The organism is Providencia sp. UF-183, from assembly GCF_058246155.1.
The window spans coordinates 138,983-160,461 of sequence record NZ_JBSICD010000008.1 but is presented as its reverse complement, the minus strand read 5'-3'; the positions used below and the strand labels follow the sequence as shown (position 1 = coordinate 160,461).

16 protein-coding genes are annotated in these 21,479 nt (G+C 41.9%); 7 read left to right on the top strand and 9 right to left on the bottom strand.

Translation table 11 applies throughout. The features are described 5' to 3' along the window. The first annotated feature begins 159 nt into the window (after positions 1 to 159). From AC4IFT_RS09970 to infA, 5 genes are all read left to right on the top strand, one after another. Positions 160 to 1,839, top strand: coding sequence for a DUF7057 domain-containing protein (locus tag AC4IFT_RS09970; RefSeq protein WP_490751244.1), 1,680 nt, complete (start codon positions 160 to 162; stop codon positions 1,837 to 1,839). A 397-nt stretch (positions 1,840 to 2,236) separates the two neighbouring features. Further along, entirely contained in the window at positions 2,237 to 4,003 is a 1,767-nt protein-coding gene (gene cydD / locus AC4IFT_RS09965; protein WP_490751243.1) for a heme ABC transporter permease/ATP-binding protein CydD, read from the top strand. 2 nt (positions 4,004 to 4,005) lie between these two features. Next, on the top strand, positions 4,006 to 5,748 hold the full coding sequence (cydC, locus tag AC4IFT_RS09960; protein WP_490751242.1) for a heme ABC transporter ATP-binding protein/permease CydC: 1,743 nt from the start codon (positions 4,006 to 4,008) through the stop codon (positions 5,746 to 5,748). Between the two features lie 8 nt (positions 5,749 to 5,756). Continuing rightward, positions 5,757 to 6,458, top strand: a complete 702-nt coding sequence (aat, locus tag AC4IFT_RS09955) for a leucyl/phenylalanyl-tRNA--protein transferase (protein ID WP_490751241.1) — start codon at positions 5,757 to 5,759, stop codon at positions 6,456 to 6,458. Between the two features lie 141 nt (positions 6,459 to 6,599). Then, on the top strand, positions 6,600 to 6,818 hold the full coding sequence (gene infA, locus AC4IFT_RS09950; protein ID WP_004244560.1) for a translation initiation factor IF-1: 219 nt from the start codon (positions 6,600 to 6,602) through the stop codon (positions 6,816 to 6,818). 62 nt (positions 6,819 to 6,880) lie between these two features. On the opposite strand, the gene clpA is transcribed toward infA, so the two are convergent. Both clpA and clpS read right to left on the bottom strand, forming a co-directional pair. Then, a complete protein-coding gene (clpA, locus tag AC4IFT_RS09945) occupies positions 6,881 to 9,166 on the bottom strand; it encodes an ATP-dependent Clp protease ATP-binding subunit ClpA (RefSeq protein WP_490733006.1) in 2,286 nt (761 codons plus the stop codon). Positions 9,167 to 9,197: 31 nt separating this feature from the next. Next, positions 9,198 to 9,518 carry an ATP-dependent Clp protease adapter ClpS gene (clpS, locus tag AC4IFT_RS09940; protein WP_206085439.1) on the bottom strand — a complete coding sequence of 107 codons (321 nt, stop codon included), beginning with the start codon at positions 9,516 to 9,518 and terminating at the stop codon, positions 9,198 to 9,200. Between the two features lie 390 nt (positions 9,519 to 9,908). On the opposite strand from clpS, the gene cspD reads away from it, so the two are divergent. After that, positions 9,909 to 10,151: a cold shock domain-containing protein CspD gene (gene cspD / locus AC4IFT_RS09935; RefSeq protein WP_490733008.1), complete on the top strand. Its 243-nt coding sequence runs from the start codon at positions 9,909 to 9,911 to the stop codon at positions 10,149 to 10,151. Positions 10,152 to 10,229: 78 nt separating this feature from the next. On the opposite strand, the gene AC4IFT_RS09930 is transcribed toward cspD, so the two are convergent. The 4 genes from AC4IFT_RS09930 to AC4IFT_RS09915 all read right to left on the bottom strand — a co-directional run bounded on the left by AC4IFT_RS09930 (position 10,230) and on the right by AC4IFT_RS09915 (position 14,331). Further along, positions 10,230 to 11,162 (bottom strand): DUF1177 domain-containing protein, encoded by a 933-nt coding sequence (locus tag AC4IFT_RS09930; protein WP_490733010.1) that lies wholly within the window; start codon positions 11,160 to 11,162, stop codon positions 10,230 to 10,232. 232 nt (positions 11,163 to 11,394) lie between these two features. Next, positions 11,395 to 12,144 (bottom strand): IclR family transcriptional regulator, encoded by a 750-nt coding sequence (locus AC4IFT_RS09925; RefSeq protein WP_490733012.1) that lies wholly within the window; start codon positions 12,142 to 12,144, stop codon positions 11,395 to 11,397. Continuing rightward, positions 12,141 to 12,974 (bottom strand): nitrilase-related carbon-nitrogen hydrolase, encoded by an 834-nt coding sequence (locus AC4IFT_RS09920; protein ID WP_490733014.1) that lies wholly within the window; start codon positions 12,972 to 12,974, stop codon positions 12,141 to 12,143. Before AC4IFT_RS09920 ends, AC4IFT_RS09925 begins: the two co-directional genes overlap by 4 nt. A 10-nt stretch (positions 12,975 to 12,984) precedes the next feature. Further along, positions 12,985 to 14,331, bottom strand: a complete 1,347-nt coding sequence (locus AC4IFT_RS09915) for a purine-cytosine permease family protein (RefSeq protein WP_353243245.1) — start codon at positions 14,329 to 14,331, stop codon at positions 12,985 to 12,987. Positions 14,332 to 14,798: 467 nt separating this feature from the next. On the opposite strand from AC4IFT_RS09915, the gene AC4IFT_RS09910 reads away from it, so the two are divergent. Continuing rightward, the gene (locus AC4IFT_RS09910; RefSeq protein ID WP_490751240.1) at positions 14,799 to 16,232 is read left to right on the top strand and encodes a hypothetical protein; all 1,434 of its coding nucleotides are present in this window, start codon (positions 14,799 to 14,801) and stop codon (positions 16,230 to 16,232) included. A 57-nt stretch (positions 16,233 to 16,289) separates the two neighbouring features. On the opposite strand, the gene macB is transcribed toward AC4IFT_RS09910, so the two are convergent. The 3 genes from macB to AC4IFT_RS09895 all read right to left on the bottom strand — a co-directional run bounded on the left by macB (position 16,290) and on the right by AC4IFT_RS09895 (position 21,154). Further along, the gene (gene macB, locus AC4IFT_RS09905; RefSeq protein ID WP_490751239.1) at positions 16,290 to 18,233 is read right to left on the bottom strand and encodes a macrolide ABC transporter ATP-binding protein/permease MacB; all 1,944 of its coding nucleotides are present in this window, start codon (positions 18,231 to 18,233) and stop codon (positions 16,290 to 16,292) included. Position 18,234: 1 nt separating this feature from the next. Beyond that, positions 18,235 to 19,341, bottom strand: a complete 1,107-nt coding sequence (gene macA, locus AC4IFT_RS09900; RefSeq protein WP_490733020.1) for a macrolide transporter subunit MacA — start codon at positions 19,339 to 19,341, stop codon at positions 18,235 to 18,237. A 148-nt stretch (positions 19,342 to 19,489) separates the two neighbouring features. After that, entirely contained in the window at positions 19,490 to 21,154 is a 1,665-nt protein-coding gene (locus AC4IFT_RS09895; protein ID WP_490733022.1) for a DUF2813 domain-containing protein, read from the bottom strand. Positions 21,155 to 21,479: the final 325 nt, after the last annotated feature.

Sequence of the window (21,479 nt, the reverse complement as noted above, 5' to 3'; positions counted from 1 at the left end):
TTTCGGTTTAGGCAGTAACTTTAACAGGTGGCTGCCTTTTTTATGATTTCATTTCTGATACTTCGCATCGCTACGTATTTTTAAGAGCAAGTTTATATTGCCCTTCCCCTGCTCTGTCTATACTGTTTTTTACATGATTTTAACTTTATAGGTATCGATATGGAGCAACCATCAGGGCGTGATATCGTTCGTGGCTATTCGTATTTAATTGTTATCATACTCGCCATCATTCAGGGTATCGTCATTGCCGCAACAACAGATTACTCCATTCGCTCTGACAGTCAGTTAGATGCAGCTACAGTATTCCTGCCAATGTTACTGGCGATATTCGTACCATCAGTAGTGAGCTATTTAATCACTAACGCTAAATCCATATTTTTTTATCTCAGCATCGTCTTAACCATCGCTCTTACCTATTGGATTAACTTTTGGCATAGCCAAGATTTTAAAAACGCCTCAGATGCAAACCCCTTTATTGCATTCCTTACGCTGACTGTCCTGTTATTTTTCATGCTCCCATGGATGCAATTACTGCAAACAACACGCACATGGAAAATTAATTACAGTTGCTTAATGGGGTTATATATTAAAAATACCTTCTTAGGGATATCAGCCGCAGCAATTGGTGGGTTATTGACCTTAATTGTGAAATTAGCTAGCTTTTTATTTGGCATTGTTAATTTACATTTTTTAAGTGATATCCTTGATAATGAAGTTATTTATTGGGTCAGTTTTACCCTTGGTTTTAATATTGGTTTAACCTTTTTACGTGCAGCTGTTGATATTCAACTCAGTAACTTTGTGAGCTTTATTGCCCGTTTTTTCCTGCCGTTATTAAACGTAGTTGCAGTCATTTTCTTAGGTGGCTTTGTTATTTCCTATTTTTCAGGGCTGGACTCCGCAGGCTTAGGCTCCGCCGTAATGCTGTGGTTTGTTATCCTTAATCTCATTTTTATTAATTTTGTTTATGGTGATGGCAGTACACAATATCAATTTCGCAAAGGGCTGAATGCCTTTGTGTTAATTAACATTATCTTGCTCAACGCCTTCTCAGGGCTTTCACTGTACGGCATTCTTGTGCGAGTTAACCAATACAGTTGGAGCGTCGAGCGATTATATGCCTTTACCGTCGCGCTATTTTTAGCTTTGGTTGTTTTGGCCTATAGCCTTGCTATCATTCGCAAAAAAGCATTGTGGATGACTTCACTCGGCACAATTAATAAAGTGGGTATTCTCTCCCTTATTGCGATTATTTTAGTCATTAATAGCCCTATTGCTAATTTCAAAACTATAACCATCAATAGCATTGTAACGGGCGTGAATAACGGCAAAATCAAAGTAAATAGCTCACTCGCGTATGACTTAAAACAATTAGGGCCTGAAGGTAAGCTCGCGTTTGAACAACTCAATAGCAATCCTGAATACCAAAAGCAATTCCAAACCAGCCCTTATGCCGAGGAGCAACGAATACCACTGAAAGAAGTGCTAATACAGGCGAAAAATAGCCCTACTTTACCGGATAGTTGGTTTGATCTGGGTGAGAACCTCAGCAGTGCATGGTATTGCACATCGAAGCATGAACCTTATTCATGCTTAGGTTTTATGGCAGATGTAAATCAAGATGGGAAAGACGATGTCATTATGTGTTATTCCTACCCCACCAGTTCAACCATTGATTGCAATGTTTGGCAAGAAATAGAACAGAGCTGGGAAGTTGTCGATACACAAAGCCATTCGTTCAATACCGTTCAGAAAAAAGACCAAGCTTGGGATAATTTGCTAAATGGGCAATTTACCTTAAAACCGAAAGAGTGGTTAAACATTACCCCCATCCCTTAATTCCCCTTAAAATGCCAACGGCTTAACAGTTTTATGTTAAGCCGTCTTCTCATTACGTGAAGATACGGTAGCATTCCATCACTTTTAGATTTTGTTCTGAATTGAAATATTCATTTTACCTTTACAGAACAATTTGATAACAAAGCACTTTCCACCTTAAATAACCGACTTTTATTATGCAACATCTGCCACTTAAGCTGTTATGATGTAGCGTAATAATCGAATTACAGGTCGAGATCAAAAACACCGCTTTCACTATTTTTATTAAATGCGTTGTTTGATCATCATTTACCGCCCTGATGTTATTTGACTCACAGTGAACGACAAAACGCTGTTAGGTTTTCATAACCTAACTATACTCAATGACATTAAAACGACACCTGCTAACTAAATCATTATGGATAAATCAAGACAGACTGAATTGGTACGTTGGTTAAAACAACACAGTGCACCTGCTAAGCGCTGGTTGCGGATCTCCATGCTATTAGGCATGGTAAGTGGATTACTGATTATTGCTCAAGCTTGGTTCTTAGCGGTCATCCTTCAAGCCCTGATTATGGATGGCACCCCGCGAGAACAGCTATTGACCCCATTTTGCCTTCTGATTGGCGTATTTATTTTACGTGCCATAGTGACTTACATTCGAGAACGGGTTGGTTTTCGTTGTGGTCAAGTTGTTCGCCAAGAAATTCGTACTCGCGTACTCGATAAACTTCAAGAACTCGGCCCTGTATGGGTTAAAGGCAAACCCGCTGGAAGCTGGGCAACCATTATTCTTGAGCAAATTGAAGATATGCAGGATTACTACTCACGCTACCTTCCTCAAATGTATTTAGCTGGGATTGTGCCTGTCATGATCCTTATCGCCATCTTCCCATTTAACTGGGCGGCGGCGATGATTTTGTTTGTCACAGCGCCCTTAATTCCTATTTTTATGGCATTAGTCGGCCTAGGGGCTGCTGATGCAAACCGTCGTAACTTCATTGCGCTTGGTCGATTAAGCGGTAGCTTCTTAGATAGACTAAGGGGGCTTGATACCCTTCGTTTATTTTTCCGAGAAAAAGCCGAAATACAGCAAATTCGTGAATCAACTGAAGATTTCCGCTCCAGAACCATGGAAGTGCTGCGCATGGCATTTTTATCTTCTGGTGTATTGGAATTTTTTGCCTCGATCTCCATTGCTGTCGTCGCGGTATACTTCGGGTTCTCGTATTTAGGTGAAATGAATTTTGGGAGCTATGGCTTACCTGTTACGTTGTTTGCTGGCTTCCTTGCGTTGATCCTATCCCCTGAATTTTTCCAGCCACTTCGCGATCTGGGTACTTATTACCATGCTAAAGCGCAAGCCGTTGGCGCGGCTGAAACCTTAGAAACACTGCTAAATAGCGATGGCGAAGAAAAGCCACAGCAAGGGACGAAAACGCTCTCGGGTGAACCGATCCGCATTCAAGCCAATCAGCTCGAAATTTTATCCCACGATGGTGTCCGCCTTGCAGGCCCACTTAACTTCACCATCGAGCCACAACAACGTATCGCACTCGTTGGGCAAAGTGGTGCAGGTAAAAGCTCATTACTCAATTTATTACTCGGCTTTTTGCCTTACCACGGTTCAGTGACTGTAAATGATATTGAACTGCGTGAGCTGTGCCCTGATAAATGGCGTGAATTACTGGGTTGGGTTGGGCAAAACCCACATCTCCCAGAACAAACACTCATTGAAAATATCTGCTTAGGTAAACCTAATGCGACCGAGACAGAAATTCAAAGTGCCATCGACAAGGCTTATGTCTCCGAGTTTTTACCTCATTTACCTGATGGTTTAAATACCCGCCTTGGTGATTACGCAGCGAGGCTCTCAGTTGGGCAAGCGCAACGTGTTGCTGTCGCGCGCGTGCTACTGAAACCATCGCGGCTACTGCTGCTAGATGAACCCGCAGCAAGCCTTGATTCACATAGTGAACAACGAGTCATGCAGACGCTGAACCAGCTATCTGAGCAACAAACCACGTTGCTTGTCACTCACTTATTAGAAGAAACCGTGGATTACGACCAAATTTGGGTGATGGCAAACGGCCAAATCATTCAACAAGGTAGTTACCAACAACTCAGCCAGTCTGAAGGGGCATTTGCCCAGTTATTAGCCCACCGCAGTGAGGAGCTCTGATAATGAAAGTTTTATATCCCTTCTTAGCCCTCTACCGCCGTCATTGGTTCCTGATTACTCTTGGGATCATTTTGGCAATTGTGACGCTACTTGCCAGTATTGGTCTATTAACACTTTCAGGTTGGTTTTTAGCGGGTACGGCTATCGCAGGTTTCCCAGGCCTGTATTATTTCAACTACATGCTCCCCGCAGCTGGCGTACGCGGTGCGGCAATTTTTCGTACTGCGGGGCGCTATGGCGAGCGTTTAGTCAGCCATGATGCGACATTCAAAGTCCTTGCTCATTTACGCGTCTTCGCCTTTAGTAAAGTACTGCCACTCTCACCGGGAGGAATTAGCCGCTTTCGCCAAGGGGATCTGTTGAACCGCCTAGTGGCTGATGTCGAAACACTTGACCACCTCTATTTACGTGTTTTATCACCAATTATCACGGCATTTTTCGTCACGTTCGTGTTAATTTTTGGCTTAAGCTACCTTGACCCGCGCCTTGCTTGGACGCTAGGTGGCGTGATGTTGTTCTTGCTATTCACCATGCCATTTGTTTTTTATCGCGCAGGTAAACCCATTGGCCGTGAGCTGACCGAACTTCGCGGCGATTACCGCACGATTTTGACGTCAGCACTGCAAGGGCAAGCTGAGTTAACCTTATTTGGTGCCACTGAACGTTTTCGCCAAAATCTTTGGCAAATTGAAAACAACTGGCAAATACGTCAGCAACAACAAGCAGCACTGACAGGGTTATCCCAAGCCATTATTTTATTTGCGTCAGGTGTGACTGCTACCTTGCTATTGTGGATGGCAGCAGAGCATGTTGGCGGTGACACTAAACCCGGAGCCTTGATTGCGTTATTTGTTTTCTGCGCCTTAGCGGCTTTTGAAGCGTTAGGTCCTGTAGCCGTTGCTTTCCAACATATGGGGCAAGTTATTGCATCTGCAACCCGCGTATCCCAATTAATGACCGCAAAGCCTGAGGTGACTTTCCCGAGTGAAAGCCCTTCAATGACCACATTGGAAAACCTAACGGTCGATAATATTTCGTTTACCTACCCTGAACAGCCTTTTGCCGTGCTCAATAATGTGTCGTTGAGTTTAACCAAAGGCCAACACCTTGCTCTGCTTGGAAAAACGGGCTGTGGTAAATCAACACTATTACAATTGTTAACCCGCGCATGGGATGTCGATAGCGGGGCAATTACATTAAATGGTCAGCCAATTAACGCATTTAGTGAGAAATCGCTGCGTAGCATCATGTCGGTTGTACCGCAACGCGTGCATGTGTTTAGTGATACGCTGCGTAATAATTTATTATTAGCAAATGAGCAAGCTAGCGATGCTGAGCTGAATGAGGTTTTACAACAAGTTGGTTTAGGCAATTTGCTTGAAAATGAATTAAAGCTTAATGCATGGATGGGGGAAGGTGGCCGCCAGTTATCTGGGGGTGAACAACGCCGTTTAGGCATAGCTCGTGCATTATTGCACAACACACCGCTGGTACTGATGGATGAGCCTACAGAAGGGCTAGACGCACAGACAGAGCAGCAAATTTTAGCGCTGTTAAAAGAAAAATGTGCAGATAAAACATTAATTGTGATTACCCATCGCATGCAAGGTCTTGAAGAAATGGATAACATCTGCGTGATGGATAGTGGTAAAATTGTCGAACAAGGCACCCATCAAGCGCTGTTAGATAGGCAAGGTCAATACTACCAATTCCGTCAGCGCCATTGGGCTCAGAAAACGCACTGAGGCGCGGTATGTATCAACTTGATGATGACTCATATTTGTTCCCTCCCGTGTCGGAAGCGATGCGGGAACCCAATGGTTTATTAGCCATCGGGGGAGATCTTTCATCAAAAAGGCTGCAAGCAGCGTATTATGATGGTATCTTCCCTTGGTTCAATCCAAGTGAGATGCCTTTATGGTGGTCACCAGACCCTCGAGCAGTCTTAATGATGGGAGATTTACACATCAGCCGCTCGATGAAAAAAGTATTAAAAAAGCAGACTTATCGCATTACTATTAATCATGCTTTCAAGGATGTTATTGACGAGTGTTCTGTGCGTGAAGAAGGAACATGGATCCTGCCTGAAGTGCAAGCAGGTTACCTTGAGTTACACCATGAAGGGTTAGCCCATTCAGTTGAAGCTTGGTATGGCGATAAACTGGTTGGTGGCTTGTACGGTGTGAACATGGGGCACCTGTTTTGTGGGGAATCTATGTTCAGTAGAATGAATGATGCATCCAAATTTGCTTTTATTACATTCTATTTTCATTTTTTGCGCTATAATGGGCAGCTTTTTGATTGTCAGGTACTTAACCACCACACCGCCTCACTCGGCGCAAAAGAAATATCCCGTAGGGATTTTTTACATATTCTTTATCGGTGGCGTGACAAAGGGATAGACCCCGCCTGCTGGATACCGCAATCGATTGAATTACCGCCAATTTTCGACTAGTGAACGTTGGTTTATTATTAATTTTATTCCTTCACATAAGTATAAAGATTGCGTTAAAATGCGACACTTCTTTACTTAGTGCGGGTTTTTGGGCATTATCTTGCCCGTTAAAAATCACGGTTATTAAACTTAGAGGATTAGATGGCCAAAGAAGACAATATTGAAATGCAGGGCACAGTTTTAGATACCCTGCCAAATACAATGTTCCGTGTTGAACTGGAAAACGGTCACGTGGTGACTGCTCATATTTCTGGAAAAATGCGTAAAAACTATATCCGCATCCTGACAGGCGACAAGGTAACTGTAGAGTTAACCCCTTATGACCTGAGCAAAGGCCGAATCATTTTCCGTAGCCGTTGATTACCTCTTCAGGCAAGGCCTGACATTACCACAGGTGCATGATACACCTGTGGTTAATTATGTCAGAATACCGCATCCTCCGGAGAGGCCTTGTGCACGCTACTGAAGCTGTATGTCAGTGTGTTACTTTTTTCATCAAGCCCGATACTTACAGAGCCGCCGTTGGTTAATGAACCAAACAGTAATTCGTTTGCTAATGGTTTCTTCAGGTTATCCTGAATTGCGCGTGCCATAGGTCGGGCACCCATCGCTTTATCATAGCCTTTTTCACACAACCAGCGACGTGCTGCTGCACTCACTTCGATAGATACGCCCTTCTCATCCAACTGTGCTTGCAACTCAACAATAAATTTATCAACAACTTGAGTGATAATTTCTGGCGTCAGTGAATTGAACCAAATGATGCCATCAAGGCGATTACGGAACTCAGGCGAGAAAGCACGCTTGATTTCAGACATTGCATCCGTACTGTTATCTTGCTCAGCAAAACCAATCGAGCGGCGCTGTGTTTCTTGCACCCCTGCATTCGTCGTCATAACAACAATCACGTTGCGAAAATCCGCTTTACGGCCGTTATTGTCAGTCAGTGTGCCGTGATCCATCACTTGCAGTAAGATATTGAACACATCCGGGTGCGCTTTTTCAATTTCATCCAATAACACCACAGAGTGCGGATGCTTGATCACGGCATCGGTCAATAAACCGCCTTGATCAAAGCCGACATACCCCGGAGGTGCACCGATTAAACGGCTGACAGTGTGGCGCTCCATGTATTCGGACATATCAAAACGCAATAATTTGATATCTAGCGCTTTAGCTAATTGCACGGTCACTTCCGTTTTACCGACCCCTGTAGGGCCTGCAAACAAGAAGGAACCAACCGGTTTATTTTCTAAGCCTAACCCAGCACGGTTCATTTTGATCGCTTCAGAGAGCGCTTCAATGGCTTTATCTTGACCAAACACTAACATTTTCAGTCGTGAATCAAGCGTTTTGAGCTTATCTTTATCACTCGATGAAACCGTTTTTTCTGGAATTCGTGCAATACGCGCAACCACCGTTTCGATTTCAGGCACACCAATCGTTTTCTTACGTTTACTTGGCGCAACTAAGCGCGTACGCGCCCCTGCCTCATCAATCACATCAATCGCTTTGTCTGGCAGATGCCTATCTGTGATATATTTAATGGATAAATCCACCGCTGCCTGAATGGCTTTCGCGGTATAACGCACATCATGATGCGCTTCATATTTAGGCTTTAACCCATTAATAATACGGATAGTTTCTTCTGGTGTCGGCTCCACAATATCAATTTTTTGGAAACGACGCGCTAAGGCTCTGTCTTTTTCAAAAATACTACCGAATTCCTGATAGGTGGTTGAGCCTATCACTCGAATACGCCCACCTGAAAGCAGTGGTTTAATGAGATTTGCGGCATCGACTTGCCCACCCGATGCGGCTCCAGCGCCAATAATGGTATGAATTTCATCGATAAACAAAATACTTTTCGGGTCTTTTTCCAACATTTTAAGCAACGCTTTAAAACGTTTTTCAAAATCCCCACGATATTTCGTTCCCGCTAATAATGAGCCGATATCTAAGGAATAAATCGTGCAACCTTTCATGACATCAGGCACATCGTCCTGTTCGATACGCCATGCAAGGCCTTCCGCTATCGCGGTTTTACCAACGCCGGACTCCCCCACTAATAATGGGTTATTTTTACGACGGCGGCATAAGACTTGGATGGTACGCTCTAATTCGGCCTGACGCCCCACCAGCGGGTCGATATTCCCTTTTTTGGCCTGTTGGTTCAGGTTAGTCGTAAAGTTGTCCATATGGTCTTCTGAGACCGGTGGCTCTTCATTCGGCGCACTATTGTTGGACATGTCGTTATCTGACGATGACGACTCTTCACCTTTTACTGTACCGTGGGAAATATAATTGACCACATCTAAGCGGCTGACATCGTGCTTACGCAATAAGTACGCAGCTTGTGATTCTTGTTCACTGAAAATAGCGACAAGGACATTTGCCCCGCTAACTTCACTACGCCCCGATGACTGCACGTGGAATACCGCCCTTTGCAACACACGCTGAAAACTGAGTGTTGGCTGGGTGTCTCTGTTATCATTTTCGGGTAACAAGGGTGTAGTTTGCGCGATGAAGTGTTCCAGTTCTTGACGTAAAGCGACAAGATCAACCTTACAAGCCTCTAAAGCTTCGCGTGCCGAGATATTACTCAGTAACGCCAGCAATAGGTGCTCAACAGTCATAAATTCGTGGCGACTGTCTTTCGCTTTCGTAAAAGCTACGTTTAAACTAAGCTCCAGTTCTTGATTGAGCATAAGCACCTCCCAAAATTGATATTAAGCCAGGTCAGACTTTCTCTATAGTGCAAAGCAGAGGATACTCATGTTCGCGGGCAAATGTATTGACTTGCGCCGCTTTTGTTTCTGCAACCTCTGCGGTAAAAACCCCACAAATTCCTTTTCCTTGAATATGCACATCTAACATTATCTGTGTAGCGCGTTCTTCATCAAAAGAAAAGTATTTTTGTAACACTTCGACAACAAAATCCATCGGAGTGTAATCATCATTATTCAATAATACCTTATACATCGACGGTGGCTGTAAGGTTTGTTCCACTTCGTCTTTGAATATGACGTCTGTTTTAAATGTGCCTAGAAAATCGCTCATTACTTTCTTGCTCAGTGTTTAACTTCAAATTAAGCATAGTCTTTATTATCAACGATTTCTATCAATCCACATGATAGTGACATAAAACTATACCATTAAATTCTTTCATGGCTTTTCTCAAATAAGCCTTTCATTTGCAGTGTATCATGCCACTCGCCTCAACGCTTATCTTTAGCAATCTGTGAGCTATATCAAATATCACAGAAAATAACATTTGGCGCTTATCGAATTCTTACCACTTTACCATAATTCCTGAAACTCCCCTCTTGACCTTAGAATGCAATTTACTACAGTATGTTTTACGAACAATTTTCAGCGTATATTTACTTAGTTTCTGTGTGTATTTTGTACATGTCTGTAAAACACAACTAGCAACCTAAAGGATAAAATATGGAGACGGGTATCGTTAAGTGGTTCAATAACGCAAAAGGCTTTGGTTTTATTTGCCCGGCTGATGGCGGAGAGGATATTTTTGCTCATTATTCCTGCATCAAAATGGACGGTTACAGGACACTAAAAGCAGGCCAAAAAGTCCAATTTAGTGTGACAATTGGGCCAAAAGGTAATCATGCCAATATGATTATTCCGCTCGAATCTGAAGAAATCACAGAAAACACGGCGGAATCAAATTAGTTTTTGCGCAATAGAGCACAGTTAATTATTTCAATTATATTGATGCTGTTAATAATTAACTGTGGCTATTTTATAGTATTAACGGCCAGAGGCTTGTAAGTGAGACATACTGCCATACAGTGACGTCAATAACGCATATTGCTCCGCATCATAAAAATCACACTGTTTTTGCGTAAAAGCTTTCGCTACCTCAATCATAAATTTCACCGCAGCAGCAATATCAATCTCATGACTTGCTCCCGTAGAACAACCGGGCACCACGGTTTCAGAACAGATAGCTACACCAACAACTGGGGCAGAGGTAGACACGGCAGGTTGCATAATACTATTGATATGATGAAGGCCATTACCATACGGCGTTATATCCTGAATGGATAAAGGAAATGTCACCGCACGCTGCCCACTGCTCCACTCCATCAAGCGAATTAAATCATCAGAAACAGGCAAAATGTACCCGTCTTTAACGGTTGGCGATAATGCATAACCTTTATAATTCAGTAAGTTATTACCTTTGGTGGTATCTACTGATAAAATAGCATCCGCTTCAGGGATAGCTTCATGTTGATTCATCGTAGCATCTTCCAAAGGAGAGTCCATAAAATCAACTGGGGTATGAGGACGAGTCGGTGCATTAGGGCAAATATGGGTTGTAACCACCACATCACCCACTAATTTATCTCCTTTTTCATGCATTTGTGCTAATTTCAGTGCCGTTGCAATGGCAGCAATAGCGCCATCAGCATCTGAAACCACGCCAATACATGAAGGCCGAGCACCAATCCCACCTAAGCGGCCAATAATACCCAATGTAGGCGCTTGATAACCTTGAGATTTACCCTGAGTACCGGGAATGAGAATACGGACAAAATCACTTTGACCTTTCAGGTCTTTGACCGTTTTAGAAGAAACTTTAATTGCTGGGAAAGTCTTGAACAATGCAACAACATCTTCCCCCTTAACACTTGCGCAATCAATTAGCTCATACGCACAAAGGGTTTGCTTTAGACTCATTGTACTTCCTTGAATTTTAATAATTTTTATTTGGTTGTAGGGCTACTTTGAAATTAAACCACACAAAATACGGCTTAATTCCATTTCACCCAAGTTAAGGCTTAATTGTTAAAAAAGCCTTATTTTTCCTGATGAAGGCGTATTCACGCACTTAAAATAAAAAACTAATAATATAAACTACTTATGGTGTGCTACTTACTTTCACTACTTACTTTTACTACATGACATAACATTACTTGTTGGTACTTCTTTGCAACCAATAAGGATCTCCGACCATGCAACCAAGGTAAGACGCCTTACGGCATAGGTTAGTGGACAGCTGCTCCATAACCTGTTCATTCATTTGTGTTTCTGGCAAACTTAGACATAACGCGTACAAGGTATTCAGTGAGGGATCAAATACCGTACTGGACACCGAAGCTACCCCCGCTACAGACTCGTTAACGGAAAACTCCCATCCGCGTTCATTAATCAGATTCATTTGCTCTGTTAACTTCGCTTGCAAATCTTTGTCTTCACGGCCAATAATTTTTGCTCTTTCATGTAATGGTAAGCGCGCTAGTAAAGCCCGCCCCGTTGAAGTGCCAAGAATTGGCAAACGAGTGCCCGGTTGTGTGATCACCTGCAACATGCTATTGCCAAAACGTGCATGAACAACTCGCACCATTTCATCATCGAGCGCCGAAACATAGCTGGTAAACCCAGAGTCTTTCGTCAATTCATCAAGGGCTTCTAACGTCATATCAATCAGTGGGTTCATTCCACGTGCACGGTGTGCTAATTCCATGATTAATAAGCCCGGACGATAAATAGGCGCATTATTTTTCTTTTCTAGCAGCCCCAGTTCCGACATTTGTTTTAATAAGCGAGATGCGGAACTCTTTGGCATACCCAATTCATTGACTAACGTCGTAACGGTAAGCTCATTACCTGAACGCAAAAATAACTGATAAACATCAACGACGCTGTTTAAAATACTCATGTATCAAAACCTTGAGTGAGAACACCGTAATCTTGCGGTTTTCTATCACGTAAATACGGAATGGTTAAACGTGTATGGGCTTGTAGAACAAAATCAATTTCACCCATGAGCAACGCTTCACCATCACAGGTTGCTTCACAAAGCACTTGTCCGCGAGGGCCTAGTACTTTGCTGCCACCAAATAAGTGTAAATCCTCTTCATGGCCCCAACGGTTAACCGCCAGTAAATGTGCCCCGTTTTCTAAAGCACGAGACGCCGTATTGATGTCCCACATGTCTTTATCTTGCACACACCATGCAGAAGGCGCGATTAACAACTCAGCACCCTGAAGTGTGAGAATACGCGCAACTTCAGGGAACCCCATGTCATAACAAATCATGATGCCAATTTTGCCAATTGGCGTATCAAACACAGGGAAGCTATCACCGCGACTAAACCATTGTTTTTCTATGCCAAAGGCATGAACTTTTCGAAATACGCCGCTGATACCTTCACAACCAGGGTTCCAAACGCCAACCGCGTTATAGATATCCCCAAGGTAGTCACCACGTTCAACAAAACCACTTACAATGGTGATATTTAAGCGCGTTGCAAGTTCACTAAATAAACGATACGTTTCACTTCCTGTAGAATCACTAAGATCCCACAGTTTAGTCTTCAATAAATCACCGCGATAACCTGTTGTGGCCAATTCTGGAAAGCAAATTAACTTCGCCCCAGACTCTGCCGCTTGTTCGCATAACAGCGCCATGCGCTGCAAGTTAGCGTGTTTATTCCCCAGCTCAGAATCAAACTGAGCAAGGGCAACTTTGACCTTGCTACCTGACATCGCGCTTTCCTTAATCTAAGTGAGCCACTTTACGAAAATGCACGGTATCGACACCTTTTGCTTTCGCTTGCCAGCGCATGCCAATCCAATAAGCCAGCGCACCTGTAATTAAAGAGTTAAGTGCAGGAATGCCATAATCAGCATGGAATGGCCCTAATTCTGATGTTCCCCAGCCTACGATAACGGCTAACAACCACACAACGAGAGTCACAGGGTTATAAGCTTCACAGCTAGATGGCAACACGCCTTGTTCACGGGTGATATCAAGCTCTTTGCGGTCACGTTTTAAAATGTAATAGTCGACAACCATGATCCCTGCAACAGGCGGGATAGCGATGCCTAAGTAAATCAAAAAGCTAATAAAGTTGTCTAAAATACCTAACATGGAGGCAATCGTACCGAAGACACCAATCACCCACGTTAAATAACGACGGTCAAAACGCTTATTAAAGATAGCGTTAAGTAGTGTTGAAAAACCTAATGATGATGAATACAGGTTAATGTCGTTCATTTTTATAGTGGCAAAGATAACAATCGATGCACCTAATAAGCCTGTTAATGCCATCATCAAGTCAAATACTTGGCTAGTACGTAATGCTAATGCCATCAGTACCGCTATCATATTGACTAAAAGCTCACCGAAAAATGTGCCTATTAATGTCATCCAAAAGACATCCTTCGGTTTTTTCATAAAGCGGCTAATATCTGGTGTGGTCACCGCTGAAATAATAAAACCACCTGCAACCATGGTGATTGCCGCAGGCATTGTCATTAAAGACCCGGCAGGGGCAGTGTCATTGATAAGCGTACCAAGATCCTGACCCGATAATAAATTATACGTTGCCCAGCCTAACGCGAATAAAAAGAGCGGCGTTGAAATATTGGCGGTAATAGATAAAAATCGATACCCATATACCGTAATAATCGTCACCGCAATACCTGTAATAAGTGACCAAGTCCCTGGTGTTAGCACATTAGTCGCTTTATACATTCCATCCGCAAAGAAACCATTTTGGACGCCAAACCAGCCCATCAAGGAGATGGCAATCGCGCCACCAATAAGAGCTGAACCTAACTTTCCAAAACCAGACCACCTTGATAGTAGACTGATTGACATTCCTTCGCGGCATGCAGCTGCTCCGAGCCCCCAACTGACAACCTGTAAAATTACAGAGCCAAGGATGGTCGCCCAAAACGCCTGCCAAAAAGTTAACCCGTAACCGAGGGCTGCACCTAACATCACTTGTGAAACACAAGCGAGTGCGCCAATTCGTAGAATTAACACTTCATAGAACGGCCTACGAGCACTTTGGGGTACTCGAGCCAAAGAATAATCTTCACCTGCTTTATTCGCCATTTTGCACCTGCTGTGTGGTTGTCTTTGCTTAGTTTTTACTGGCTTTAATTATTTGTTCCATTATATGGAACTAGGTTTCATTTATTCTACATGCAGATAATATCCATGATCGATATCGAATCGCAAGCAGAATTTATCTTTTCAGATAACTTTTTTATTATGGAATATTTCGCGGAGCGAGGAAATACCGTACTAGTAAAAAATTTTATCGATAAATGAATAGGTTAAAAATTACGTGTTTAATTAGCAGAATTGGAGTGAGGAACTCGGTTCCATAAAATAGGACTATTCTTTGGTGTAAATTTCCTTCTAGATAGCAATATTCACTCCAATTTTGAGTATCCGAGTACGATGTTGCTCGGCAAGAAAGAAATTTAGCTTTGGTTAGGATAAATGATTTATGAAAGAAATAGACATGGTGAGTTGTTAGGCTAAAAGGAATGATAACTACCAATGAGAATATCTGCATGTTAAGTAAAATTAATTACACAATCCCTTTTTGTCAGAATGACCTATTAAACTATGCATATAAGAATGACCCCCTAATAAACAAACTAGCCCAGCAACTCAAAAATATCACTAACATCGCTCGTGTATGTAAAGATGGCGCTTGCCGTGGCCTATCATATATATTCGCTGCCTATGAGATGAACGGTCTTGGCGCTGAATCTCTGCACCAACTAAAACTGTGTTTAGATCCCCCCATTCCATCAATATCAGCTTTTAAAGAAGTCAACCAACATGCAGAAGCTGCTTACTCTTCGTGTATTTCAAATTTATTAGCTGAGCGCTGTACTGATATTTTTGATATACAGTTAAATCAATTTCAATATAATGGTTATTGCCGCCTATATAACAATTGCGACCTCATTAACATAGCACCAAAACCTGAAGGCATAACAAATATTGAATATGTCATTCAATGCTTAGAAGAGAATAACAAAAATGTGCATTCTAAGAATAAAAAAACCTATTTCAAACCTGATATTAACATAGAAAAAGGAATAGCCCATGACTTATATAATAAAATAAAACTTGGCAGTGACACTCCTACTCCAAGTATATATAAGGCAAAACAAAGTCTATATGATAAAATCAAAAAAAATAAAGACATCACTCCAAATGAAATAAAATCCTTTATTAAAGAGATATATGCTTACTGCATATTACTTCAGGGCAGTGAAGCTGCATTATTTAATTTAAATTCAGGAATAGTATTTAATAATCGTTTCTCTCCTTTATACTATACTAATTTAGAAACTAATCGAAAAAACATTTCCTTTAAACAACTAGAGAAAATAATCATCAATAAAGAAATTGAAAAACAAAATAATGCAATCATTTACACTTCAAATAATCACGCAATGGCAATTTGTGGAAAATATTACCCACAGAAAGGAAAATACCTTTTTAGTTTTTTTGAGCCGAATTATGGACTAATGCAATCATCTGATACAAATGAATTTATTGAATTTTTAAAACAAGTTATAAATCCAGAAATTACACTTCCAATTGATTGTACACAAAAAATAAAAACTGATGTAACTATTGGGCGCATACAAGAACTACAAAAAATTCGAACTCAATCAAAAACGTTAAAATTACCAACAATAAAAAACCAAGAACTACAGTTTGAAATCAAAAAACAACTTACAAAGGACAATACAGAAATCCTATTAGATGATAGTACCAAACTAATTTTTGATAATTTCCATCAAAAAAATAATAAACTAACAATGAAACTCCAGAAAGAAAGTGATACTTTTACAATTCATTCGACCTTATGTGATGTTAACTCAACCATTGCATTAGTTAATAATGTAATAAATAAATTCCCTTTATTAACCACAAGAAATATTCACATAAATTCTTTAGGGAAAACTTCCTATATACCTAAATAGTTTTATACACTCTCCTCAATGTAATTATTACACTCCTGAGGAGAGTGCTAATAAAAATCACTCTCTCGCTAATGCATCAATTGGGTTTAAACGTGCGGCACTGCGTGCGGGCAAGAAGCCGAAAATAATGCCAATTGCCGTTGAACAGACAAATGCACTAATTAGGGCGACTGGGTCAAACGTGAACGTCCAGCCCGGTAGCGCCATTTGAGCGAGTAAACTGATCCCATAAGAAAGGGCAATCCCCATTAAACCACCCATCAAGCACACCAATATCGCTTCAATGAGAAACTGCTGCATCACATCACTGGTTCTCGCGCCAACTGCCATACGAATACCAATTTCGCGGGTTCGTTCTGTCACCGAAACCAACATGATATTCATCACGCCAATCCCCCCGACCACCAGTGAAATAACCGCCACCAAGGTTAAAAACAACTGCATGGTTTGGGTGGTTTTTTCTGCTGTTTTTATAAAAGTATCAAGGTTGTAGGTGAAAATGTCTTTTTTGCCGTGACGTAACGTTAATAAGCGTGTTAGTTGCTGCTCCACATTTTTGGCATCATAACCCTCCTTCACGCGCACCGTAATGCTGTCATAATACGGTCGATTTAAAATCTTGCTATTCATTGTGGTATCGGGGAGCCAAACAGATAAGGATTTACTGGAGCCAAACATTGATTTTTGCTCTTCCAACACTCCAATCACTGTCGCTGGCATATTGCCAATAAGCAAGGTTTCCCCTACTACATTGGCCTGTTTTGGGAAAAAACGTCTCTTGGTATTGGCATCAATAATGACCACCTGAGCACGCCTGTCCACCATGTCTTGAGTGAAATTCATACCCTCTGAAAATTTTGAGGCATACACATTAAAATAATCGCGACCAATTCCCGTTAACTGAGCAGGGGCATCTAAATTTCCTTTTCTCAACCGCGCTGAGCCATTTAGCTCACCTGAAATCGCATGAACATACGGCTGTTTTGCCAATGCAGTAATATCAGACGCCTTTAAGGATTGTCGATTTTGCGCATCATCACTCCCAAAATCAGTGCCGGGATAAATCGAAATGGTATTGGTACCAATCGATTTGATATCATTAAGCACCATGCCTTGGGCGGCATCGCCGATGACCATAATGGATACCACGGAAGCAATCCCGATAATAATCCCCAACATGGTCAATAAAGTGCGCATTTTATTGACCACCATGGCACGCCAAGCCATCAATAATGCTTCACTAAATCGACCGTAAATCTGCCCAAGCGACAATTTCCTTACGGGTGCTTTTGATAGCGGCTTGGCTAACTTGCTGTTTTTTGAACCTGAGTCACGAATAATCTCGCCATCTTTGATTTCGACAATACGTTCAGCTTGCTGGGCGACCGTTGGATCGTGTGTGACAATAATCACCGTATGGCCTTGAGCACAAAGGTCTTTGAGAATTTTCATTACCTCTTCGCCTGAATGGCTATCCAACGCCCCCGTTGGCTCATCGGCAAGAATCACTTGCCCACCATTCATCAGTGCGCGTGCAATACTGACTCGTTGTTGTTGCCCACCTGATAGCTGGCTTGGTCGATAATTAACGCGTTCACCTAACCCTAATCGCTGAAGTAATTGCGCTGCACGTTCCCGCCGCTGGGCTTTCCCAGAACCTGCATATACGGCCGGGATTTCAACATTTTGCTCAGCACTCAGGTGGCTTAATAAATGGTAGCGTTGGAAAATAAAACCGAAGTGTTCGCGGCGAAGCTCCGCAAGTTGGTCGTTATCTAATAGTGCAATATTTTGCCCATCAATATGGTACTCCCCCGATGACGGCTTATCGAGACAGCCAATAATGTTCATCAAAGTGGATTTACCTGAACCAGAAGCACCGATAATCGCAACCATTTCACCTGCATTAATTTGCAAAGAAACGTTTTTTAAAACGGTGACTTCATTTTCACCATCACCATAACGGCGAGTGATCCCTTGGAGCTCAATGAGTGCACTCATCTTAACTCTCCGAACCACTGTGCCCAATAATGACTTTATCCCCTTCATTCAGCCCTTTAATTACTTCGACCGACACATCATTGCGACTACCAATTTCAATCTGCTTTTTCTCTGCTTTTTGCCCTTCTAGCACTTCTACATCATAAACTTGCGGTGAGACTTCATCACCTAACGCAGAAAGGGGTAATATCAGCACATCTTTACGTGAATCGAGCTCGATTTTAACTTGCGCCGTCATTTGTAATTTTAGGAGATGCTGAGGATTAGGGACTTCAAAACGTGCATAATAGAAAATAGCATCATTAATTTTTTCAGGGGTTGGCAGAATGTCTTTTAGCTTACCTGAGAACTTTTTATCGGGTGCGCCTAATACCGTAAACGAAGCTTCTTGTCCTGGTTCTAAATAAATCACATCCGCTTCAGACACTTCCGCTTTAACCAACATAGTGTCTAAGTCTGCTAATGTTAAAATCGTTGGCGCTTCTTGCGCTGCAATCACGGTTTGCCCTTGTAACGTTTTGATAAACGTGACAATGCCGTCCATCGGCGCGGTGATTTGTGTGTATTTTAAATTGGTTTTTGCCGTATCTAGCGTGGCTTGGTTACGTTTGATTTGTGCCTGATACGTCGCAACTTGCGCTTTTTTTACATCAACATCAGTTTTGGCTTTATCCAATTCTTGCTGTGCAACAGCCTGCAATTTAGCGAGGCTCAAGTGGCGCTGGTATGTCAGTTGTGCCAGTTTCAACTCAGCTTGCGCTAACGATAAATTAGCCTCAAGTTCACGGGTCGTCGCTTCAGACTCAGTGACATCATTCTGCGCTTTTTTCGGGTCGATAACCGCCAGTAAATCGCCTTTTTTAACGTAATCACCTTCTTTAACGTATAAGGTTTGTAATTGCCCGCTAACCTGTGCGCCCACATCAACCTTACGTACAGCATCTAATTTACCTGTTGCAAGGACTTGTTTATCCAAGTCGCCACGGGTCACGTCAACGGTTTGGAAAACCTCTTCTTTCTCACCTTTCAAGAGAAATGCAGCAGCACCGACAGCAACAATTAATATCACCAAGTATATCGGCCACTTTTTTTTCGGTTTTACCTTCATCGTTCTTCACTTCCTATAATTAAAAAGAGGGCGACGCCCTCTTCGAAATACTATGCTATATCACTTAAGTTATCGTTTAATTAAACATACTACAGATAAATACCCGCTATCTATAAATATTCAATCAACAATATATTCATATGCGTTATCAATACGCTTTCCCCCGCGCTAACCATGCCACCCTTGAGAACATACTTCTTAACTGTAATGGAACACTATCGGGCCCCAGTTCTGCGGAACGGTTCACCGTGGCTAAAGCTAAGTCAGGTTTTGACGTTCGGGAAATCGCTTTAATAATCACACGGCGTGTCGATACCCGTGCATTTTCAGGAATATCCGCAATTTCATGATAAAGGCTTTTAAAGCCCTCGCGATATAGGAAATGTTCCATATCTGGCGCGGTGAGCATGGTTAAGCGGTCTCTATCAGGTGAGTTGATTTTATTGGCGTAATGGGTTGCCGTTGCCGCATATTTACGCCCTGCCTCATCCCCATCGGTTAAAACATGCCATTCTATTCCCATTTTATTGGCAAATTTTAATAGCGGTTTCAAGCCACTTTGTGCAAACGCAATGACTTTAATTCCTTCTGTTTCAAAGTAATAATGACATTGGCGGGCAAACTCACTCATCAACCAAATCTCAGTTTCACCTTCCACTAATAACCAACAACGTGCAAATAATGATGACGGCCGGTTAAAGCGAATATGGAACGAAATTTTTCGCAGTTCTTCCGCACTTAAATCATTTTGCGTTAAACGATAAGCCGATACTTTGTTGGTATCACGTACTAAACGGCATAGGTCTTCAAGGGGAGCCTGAGAAAGCAATTCCCCTGAATTTGTCGTGGTAATCCGTTGTAACGCAAACAAGCTCAATAGCCCCCACGCAATCGACAGCATAATCGGGTGTAGCCGTGTTTCGGGGTCTTCAACAATAATGAGCGGGCGGGCATGTTTATCTAAATGAATATTGCCCTTGGATTGCAGTAATGAAGAAAACATCCCTAAGATAATCAAACGAATGTTGCGTTGGTTGGGTTTTGCAATCAAACGACTGATATTATCTAACGCTTTCCAGCCTTGCTTACGCGGTTCAATATTCACCATATTGTCATTAAGCTTGATCATATGCGCACTTTGCCCTGAAAAATAGTGGCTTAATAACTGCTGCATGGCATCTACACCGTCAACTAAGTCATCATCACTTAAACGCTCTGGATTATTCACCAAGGCACTGGTTAATTCCTTGATTCGAACATTAAATGAATCCCGAAACTCTTTTTCACCGACGACAATAGTTTCAGGGTTGAGAGATTGTAAAAAACGCGCATCTCGTAAGCGAATAACAGGATATAGCCTAACAATCTCCTTGATATATTTGCCTACATTATCCAGAGAAAGTTTATTTCCCCCTGAATTTAAAAAGCTTTTATCCACCACAATCGTATTGTCATCACGCAGTTCAGCACTCACTCGGTAAAAGATGTGTTTTAGATCATCGCCGTTGTCGACCCAAACTGAACTAAGATTATGAAAACGATAAGATTGATGGCGGCCTTTATGCCTTTCACAAAATTTTAAAACGATTTGCAATGAGCGATAGCGGGAGGCATCGTCCCCCATCGGGTGATGAAAATCATGCAGGTTAAATTGGTAATCTTGATGTTCTGGTGAGAGAAGTAAATCGAGCGCATCGAGGAGACTGGACTTGCCCCATGAGTTTTCCCCGATCAAAACAGTACTGTTATTGAGCTCTAAAGAAAGGCGGTTGATCCCTCTAAATCCGTATATTTCAACACGTTCCAGATACATATCTCACTCCTTGTCATGTTTTCTTTAATATACTCTAAACTCGTCAATTTGCATTTAGATTATCAATATTTTTGCTGACAAAACGCACATTTAGAGCTTATCGATTAACCACTGGTTTTACTATAAGTATGTCTGCAGAATAAAAAATCTTCACAACAAAATAGCTAACTGAGTTGAGCTAGCAATGGCAGTGTTATAAAATAGTAAAACTTTTTTTTTTAGTGTTTTTGACCTATTTTTCATTCAGTCACCAATAATAAAATTATATAGGGAAAAAATGCTTTAGCACGACGAGTTAAATTTTCAATAACGCAAATAAAAAAAC